The sequence below is a fragment of the Exiguobacterium sp. A1_3_1 genome (genome assembly GCF_048985645.1).
Taxonomy (GTDB): domain Bacteria; phylum Bacillota; class Bacilli; order Exiguobacteriales; family Exiguobacteriaceae; genus Exiguobacterium_A; species Exiguobacterium_A indicum.
The window spans coordinates 1-6876 of sequence record NZ_WBYY01000171.1 but is presented as its reverse complement, the minus strand read 5'-3'; the positions used below and the strand labels follow the sequence as shown (position 1 = coordinate 6876).

Annotated in this window: 6 protein-coding genes and 1 riboswitch; of the genes, 2 read left to right on the top strand and 4 right to left on the bottom strand. The window is 48.4% G+C overall.

From position 1 onward, the window contains the following. Window positions 1-1523 (bottom strand): ribosomal protection-like ABC-F family protein (gene abc-f, locus F8N00_RS14935; RefSeq protein ID WP_421018486.1); only part of this gene is annotated, 1523 nt, incomplete at its 3' end. Between the two features lie 275 nt (window positions 1524-1798). Further along, the gene (locus tag F8N00_RS14930) at window positions 1799-2680 is read right to left on the bottom strand and encodes a DUF1002 domain-containing protein (RefSeq protein WP_023467610.1); all 882 of its coding nucleotides are present in this window, start codon (window positions 2678-2680) and stop codon (window positions 1799-1801) included. 193 nt (window positions 2681-2873) lie between these two features. Beyond that, window positions 2874-2980, top strand: a riboswitch (TPP riboswitch). 74 nt (window positions 2981-3054) lie between these two features. Between F8N00_RS14930 and tenA the strand changes: the two genes are divergently transcribed. Beyond that, entirely contained in the window at window positions 3055-3750 is a 696-nt protein-coding gene (tenA, locus tag F8N00_RS14925; RefSeq protein ID WP_055966824.1) for a thiaminase II, read from the top strand. Between the two features lie 51 nt (window positions 3751-3801). Next, window positions 3802-4098 carry a hypothetical protein gene (locus F8N00_RS14920; RefSeq protein ID WP_421018485.1) on the top strand — a complete coding sequence of 99 codons (297 nt, stop codon included), beginning with the start codon at window positions 3802-3804 and terminating at the stop codon, window positions 4096-4098. Window positions 4099-4128: 30 nt separating this feature from the next. Here the strand turns inward: F8N00_RS14920 and F8N00_RS14915 are convergent, their stop codons facing one another. After that, window positions 4129-6045: a glycoside hydrolase family 3 N-terminal domain-containing protein gene (locus F8N00_RS14915; RefSeq protein ID WP_421018484.1), complete on the bottom strand. Its 1917-nt coding sequence runs from the start codon at window positions 6043-6045 to the stop codon at window positions 4129-4131. A gap of 209 nt (window positions 6046-6254) precedes the next feature. Next, the coding region (locus tag F8N00_RS14910) for a sporulation protein (RefSeq protein WP_421018483.1) at window positions 6255-6876 on the bottom strand (622 nt) is incomplete at its 5' end.

Sequence of the window (6876 nt, the reverse complement as noted above, 5' to 3'; positions counted from 1 at the left end):
TTCAAGAAGTAGCGGTCGTGTGAGACGGCAATCAATGTACCAGAAAAATTTTCGAGTGCTTCTTCGAGTGTCTCTCTTGATTCAATATCGAGATGGTTCGTCGGCTCGTCGAGAATTAATACATTGATCGACGAATGAACGAGGACGGCGAGTTGTAATCGCACACGTTCGCCTCCGCTCAGTGACAAAATGGACCGAAAGACAGTTGGTCCAAAGAACAGGAACCGGGCTAGGATATGGCGGGCTTCCGCTTCTGGAACGGCAATCCGGTCTCTAAACCAGTCGATTAATCGCGCGTCCTCCTCGAAATGGGCATGCTGGGACAAGTAACCGACATGATTCGATGGTCCACGCGTGAGTGTGCCCGCGTCTGGTGATAATTCGTCAAGCAGAAGTGAGAGCAATGTCGATTTCCCACTCCCATTCGTTCCGACGATCGCGATCCGATCCTGTGCCATGATCTCGAACGAGACGTCATCAAAAATGTGGCGGATTCCGTAAGCAAACGAGAGTTCTTCAGCACGAAAGACGACTTGGCTCGAGTGATCAGTGGAAGAGAAGGAGACATCAGCGGTTTTGGCTTCGAGTTGTGGTCGTTTAATCCGTTCGATCCGCTCGAGTGCTCGTTCCATCGATTTTGCTTTACGGAATAATTTCTCACTCGGTGGAGACGCTTCGTTTGCCCATTGCCGGAGTCGACGAATCGCTTCCTTCATTTTCTTTATTTTTTTCTGTTGCTCTTGGTAGGCGTGGAACTGTTCCATCAAGCGACGTTCTCGTTCGACGACGAACGCGCTGTAATTCCCTATATAGGTTGTCAGTTCACCATCCTCGAGTTCAACGATCGAGGTGACGACGGCGTCTAAGAAGACCCGGTCGTGAGAGACGAGCAGGATGGTTCCTGTGTAGTCCCGTAAGAACTGCTCCAGCCATTCCACGGCAGCTAAATCAAGATGGTTCGTCGGTTCGTCAAGAATGAGCAGATTTGGCTCCATGAGTAACATGCGACCGAGACAAATCTTCGTCTGTTCACCACCGCTCAACTGGTGGAAAGGACGAGTGAGTAACGGACGAAGGTGTAACCCGTTCACCATGCGCTCGATTTTCGAGTCGAGTAGATAGCCATCCTTTTGTTCGAACGCATTCGTCGCTTCCGCATATCGTGCGAGTAACGCATCAAGATTCTCTGGTGCTGTCGCCATCATTTGCTCCAACTGTTGCATCCGAGAACGGATCGCGAGGATGTCTTCAAACGCTGTCCAAAGGACGTCGAGTCCGGTCATCGTCTCACTATATACAGGAAGTTGTTCCAAATAGCCGATCGTCAAACCGCTCTTTTGATAGATGACACCACCGTCCGGTTGCTCAAGGCGAGCAAGCAAGCGGAGTAATGTCGTCTTGCCACTCCCGTTTCGTCCAATTAGACCGACACGGTCGTGTTCGTTTAAGAAGAGGGAAACATCCGTTAAGATCGTTTCGCCTCCGAATTGTTTGGTTAGGTGTTTAATGTCGCAAATCATCATAATCAATTGATCCTTTCGCGCGCATCAAAAAAAGGAGAGCGCAAATAGCACTCTCCATCACGTGTGAAAGATGCGCTTTGCTGTATTTTTCAATCATGAAGTTCTAAAAAGGGCAGACGGGTGCTTTAGAACGCCATTCCATGAAAAATCGCGCGCAACAGATACAATTGTTCCATCAACCAGTGTTTGCACGCGGCAAAGTCCATCTTTTCACACCACCTTTCGTTTCAGATATCTCAAGTTTACTATTTTTTTTTCAGTTACGGAAGTCTGAATTATTTGAACACGCCAGCAATCGAGCTGAAGAAGTCACTGAGTCCATCGAATAATTTAGCGAAGAAACCTTTCGTTTCTTCTGAAGTTGCGAACGCGTGGATGTCTTGTCCCGCATTTTTCAATCCACTCTCGATTTGTCCCCAGTTGATGTTCGCTTGCTCCATTTGATTGAACAGATTCGTCAGCCGGTCCATTTGTGCGTCAGACAACTGGATATTGTTGTTTTGAATGACTTGGACGATCAGGTTTTCGATTTCGACTTTGGTTTCCGGTTTTTGATTGGCGATCTCAGCCTTGATCTCATTCATCAAGTCAGCCACCTTATCCGTTCCGACCGTTTTTCCAACGTCTGATGTGACTGATAATTCTTGCTGTGCTAGATCCTTGCGTTCGTCACTTAACTTTATCCCGGTTTCAGCGGAAGTTTGATCGTACGCCTTCATTATTCCTGTCAGTGCCGATGTCCCGGTCACCTTGTAAGGGGAAGTAATCGTGATGTCGGCATCTTTGACACCCGCTGTGACGAGAGCGTTGAGATACATATCCTTCGTCACCCATGTGATGTTTTCCGTCGAGACGGAGAGTCCATCTCCTTTTTCCGTCAGTTCGATTTTAGCCGACGAATACATGTTGCCGCCTTTTTGCGACTGTGGGATGTTTTTCCCGAGATATTTTTCCTCGTCAGCAGAAGTGGCGATGATCGGTGTGATCCCTTCCGGTGCATTGAGACGTGAAAGCACCCATGCTTTATCTTTTGCGCCGAGCGACTCCCCGAGTGTGACGATCGTCTTATCGACGACTTGTTCGGCGGATGCGGCTGTTGGGAGTAATAAAGCAGAAGCGATAACGGCTGATGCCATGATTTTTGTTGGTGTATGCATAATGAAATCCTCCAATTGTAAGTAACAGAATGAATTATAGTATCAGGTACTAAATTTAGTGTACGGGAACGATGTCTGTTCGGAATCGGTCTGCAGATGGAGACGATATCCGTCTTCTGACACTCCATAGTATAGCGAAAAGGAGACAACTTGACTTCCGTTTTCAGCATGCTATAGTGAATTTGAATCGAATAATGACCACTAGGGGAGTCGGTAGACCGACTGAGACGAACGAAGACGTTCGGACCCTTTGAACCTGATTAAGTTCGTACTTACGGAGGGAAGTGGCGTCAAGTCTTGTTCTTCTTGCGCCATGCCCGTGTGTTTCGGGGTGGTGTTTTTTCGTTTCATAACTAAACGAGGAGGATGAGATCATGACATTCACACAAGAAATCAAACAAGCGGCACAAGCGTATTGGGATAGTAGTTTTACGCACCCATTCGTACAAGGAATCGGGGAGGGGACGTTACCGCTCTCGAAATTTCGGCATTACGTCATGCAGGATGCCTATTACTTAAAACACTTTGCGAAGATTCAAGCGAAGGCAGCGTCAAAAGCAGACGACTTCGCGACGATTGCGACACTTGCCGAGCATGCTACTTCGACTTACGAGGCAGAGTTGAGCTTACATCAATCATTTTTTGAGCCGCTCGGTATTACGGAAGCAGATCTTGAAGCATTTGAACCGGCACCGACAGCATATGCGTATGTCTCGCACATGCATCATGCGAGTGAAGGAACGCTCGGTGAGACGATTGCTGCCATCTTGCCATGTTACTGGTTGTATTATGAAGTCGGGCAACAATTACTAACGTGTACACCGGAAGAAAAAATCTATCAGCAATGGATCGACACGTATAGCTCGGAATGGTTTGAAAAGGTCGTCTTTGAACAGATTGCACGGCTTGATGCGCTGGCGGAGCAAGCGAGCCCGACGGAACGCGAGCGGATGAAACGTCATTTCGTGACGAGTTGTTACTATGAGTTACTCTTCTGGCACATGGGGTGGACGGAAGAGACATTTGCGTCAGTTTACGAAACGATTCCAGCACGAGCGGTATCTTCTTGAATCACTAGATGGTAGAATTAGGAATACCATTTAGTGAGAGTAGGGATTGGAATGGAAATCATAGTCATCACACTCGTAATCCTCGCGGCATATGCTATGCAACGAATGCTTGATAAAGTCAAAGTAAGATTTGTAGGACTTATCATCCCAACGTTGATCGTGTTATCCGGTATATCCGCATCGACTCGAAACTTCAAGGTAGCGTATAGCATGGGAAGCTATATTTCTGCTGTTCTTGTCATCGTCGTCTATGCACTGCTGACTTATTGGTTATACCGCGTCTACCATCGTGCGAAAGAAGAAGCTGAATATCCGTATCAATCATTAAAAGACCGAGGCATCCTTTAAGGAGCTTCGGTCTTTTGGTGTATCACGTCATCATTTTTTCCAGTTTTTAAAGCCGTCACCGAATTCGAGATGCAGTTGATCGGTAAAGACACCGTTCTTAAAGACCGGCACATCAACCGGTAAAGTGCCTTGCGGTTTGAACGTTCCGAAGATTGCGCGGATACCTGCAGGCAGGTTCGGTCCCGCTGATTTTAGATTGCCTGCTTCGGAGTCTGGACCGTTTGGATCGCCTTTGAAGCCATAGACGAGGACGTGTGCCGGTGCGTCCGGTTGAACGGCGACATCGTATGGGTTACGGAGACTGAGCAGGACGGATGGTGTATCCGTTTGTTTCACATAGCGGAAGATCGAAGCCGGAATCGCTTGTTCTGGTGCAGTAGGGAGTAGTTTAGCACTCGTGTTGACGTTGGAACCGACGATGATGTAATCTGCTGCATCGAGTTGCGCCCGTAATGTCGGGTTTTGGTCGAGCGGTAGCGTAGTAGCCGAGTAATTCGCTGTCGTCACGTGCCAGTTCCGATTCTTCGGTAGGGAAGCGATCGTCTTTTTCATGCTGTCCGTTTGATCCGCCGCAGGAGCGATCACAAGAACGTTAGCATTCTTTTTCGGTTTGAATGGTAAGGTCCGCTGATCATTTTTCACGAGTGTGACCGCGGCTTCCGTCATCGCACGTTCTTTTGCTTTATGCTCGGGACTGCCGACGATTTGGTCCGATTGCGCGATTTTTTCAGCTAGGGATGTCGTGTCAGTCGTACCGTTCCAAATTCCGCGTTCTGCTTTCAGTGTCAGAATCCGCTCAACCGATTGATCGATTCGTTCCTCTGAGAGGCGACCATCTTTGACTGCTGCGATCACATCCTTGAAAATCCGGTCGAGTTTTGTGACATCCTGCTCGGAACGAAGGATCGTCGGCATGAGCGCGATATCGACACCGGCGTCAAACGTCTTTAAGACGGCTTCTGATTCCGTAAAGTTGTCGGCGATCGCCTGCATGTTCAACGCGTCTGTGATGACGATGCCATCGTAGCCAAGTTTTTCGCGCAGTACGCCCGTGATGACATCATCCGATAACGTCGCAGGTAAAGGGAAGGTACCATTTATCGACGTGACGACTTCAGGTTCGATTTGCGGCATCCCGATGTGTCCTGTCATGATCATATCGATGTCTTCAGCAATAGCTCGCTTGAACGGTACGAGCTCGACTTGTTCTAGCTCCTGCAGGGACCGGTCAACGACCGGTAATCCATAGTGGGAATCGGTCGCCGTATCGCCGTGACCCGGGAAGTGTTTGGCGGTCGCCGCGACACCTTCAGACTGAATTCCCTTCATTAGAGCGGAACCGAGTGTGCCGACGAGCGCCGGATCACTCGAGAACGAGCGGACACCAATGACAGGATTTCCAGGATTGCTGTTGACGTCGAGAACCGGACCAAAGTTGACATTGATGCCGAGCGCACGCAGTTCCGAACCGATGATATGACCGGCATCATTGGCATATGTGCTACTGCGGGTCGCACCTAACGCCATGTTGCCAGGTAAGTTCGTCCCTGTTCCGAGCCGAGTAACGATTCCACCTTCTTGGTCGATCGTGACGAAGAGCGGAATATCGTTGCTAGCATCTTGTTTGACGACTTCTTGCAGATCATGAACGAGTTTCGTCGTCTGTTCGGTTTCGCTGACGTTCTCAGCAAACAAGATGACGCCGCCTAAATCATAGCGATCGATGATGTTCGCGACTTCTGGGGCAAGCGACGTATGATTGCTGCCATTCCACTGTCGGAAGTCCGGCATGATCATCTGCCCGATTTTTTGTTCGAGTGTCATCGTGTCGATTTTGTGACTGATCCGATCGTCTGAAGATCCTGCATCTGCCATGACAGGTAAACTACTTGAGACGAGTACTGCTGCGAGTCCGGCTGTTAACGTGAACTGTCCGATTTTTTTCATGATGTACGTCCTCCTTTAGTCAAACCGTGACTGGAATTCTTTTCAATACGGACAGTATAGCAAGGTGTTTGTTTTAAAACAATATTTTATTCGTAAACGATTTCAAGTTGAAATAAATTTCAAATGTGTTTTTAGACAGACTGACTTGAATGAAAAAAAAGTGACTCCCCCTGAAGAGGAATCACTTTCAAGTAAAGTCGATCGATTGATCAGCTATAGCGTTCGACGATGCTTGTCAGCTGACGTTCGACGAACGATTGATCCTGCAGTTCACTATTGGACAGACGCAGTTTGATCATCGACTCATCCGCACCAGCCATTTCACTGAATAATGAACCGAGACTGTGCGCACGACGGTCGACTTGGACGATTAAATCAATCCCTGAGCTGTCTTGGAGCATGATGATTTCGATCTCATCCAGTTTATGAGCGTAGTGTGTATTGCGAGCTGAATACTCAAGCTCCTGAGCAATCGGTAAATCTTTCCGGAATCGTCCAGGTAATTTTTCCGTGTCGGCTTTTTTCAATCGGAAGCCAAGTGACTCCATTGCATCTAAGACTGTTGCTTGGTAGCGGTTTGCTTCAACGATGACAGCGTCACGGTCCGATGGATCGACGGCTTGAGCGATGTCGAGTCCCGTCTCGATCCACGATTTCGATTGACTGACGGAGAGTGGCGTATTCAGCGGTACGCGTAATGTAAAGGGAATCTCCCGCTCGACACCCGCTTCAATCGTGAACTTCGCTTCATTTAAGGCAAACCGGTCGAGCGTGAAGGTCGTAAACGTCGTACTATCATTGACCTGTCTCTTATACACATCTCCGAGCCCA

Excerpts from the sequence above, each read along its gene's own strand:
- F8N00_RS14930 (WP_023467610.1), bottom strand. The coding sequence starts at position 2,680 with ATGCATACACCAACAAAAATCATGGCATCAGCCGTTATCGCTTCTGCT.
- tenA (WP_055966824.1), top strand. The coding sequence starts at position 3,055 with ATGACATTCACACAAGAAATCAAACAAGCGGCACAAGCGTATTGGGAT.
- F8N00_RS14920 (WP_421018485.1), top strand. The coding sequence starts at position 3,802 with ATGGAAATCATAGTCATCACACTCGTAATCCTCGCGGCATATGCTATG.
- F8N00_RS14915 (WP_421018484.1), bottom strand. The coding sequence starts at position 6,045 with ATGAAAAAAATCGGACAGTTCACGTTAACAGCCGGACTCGCAGCAGTA.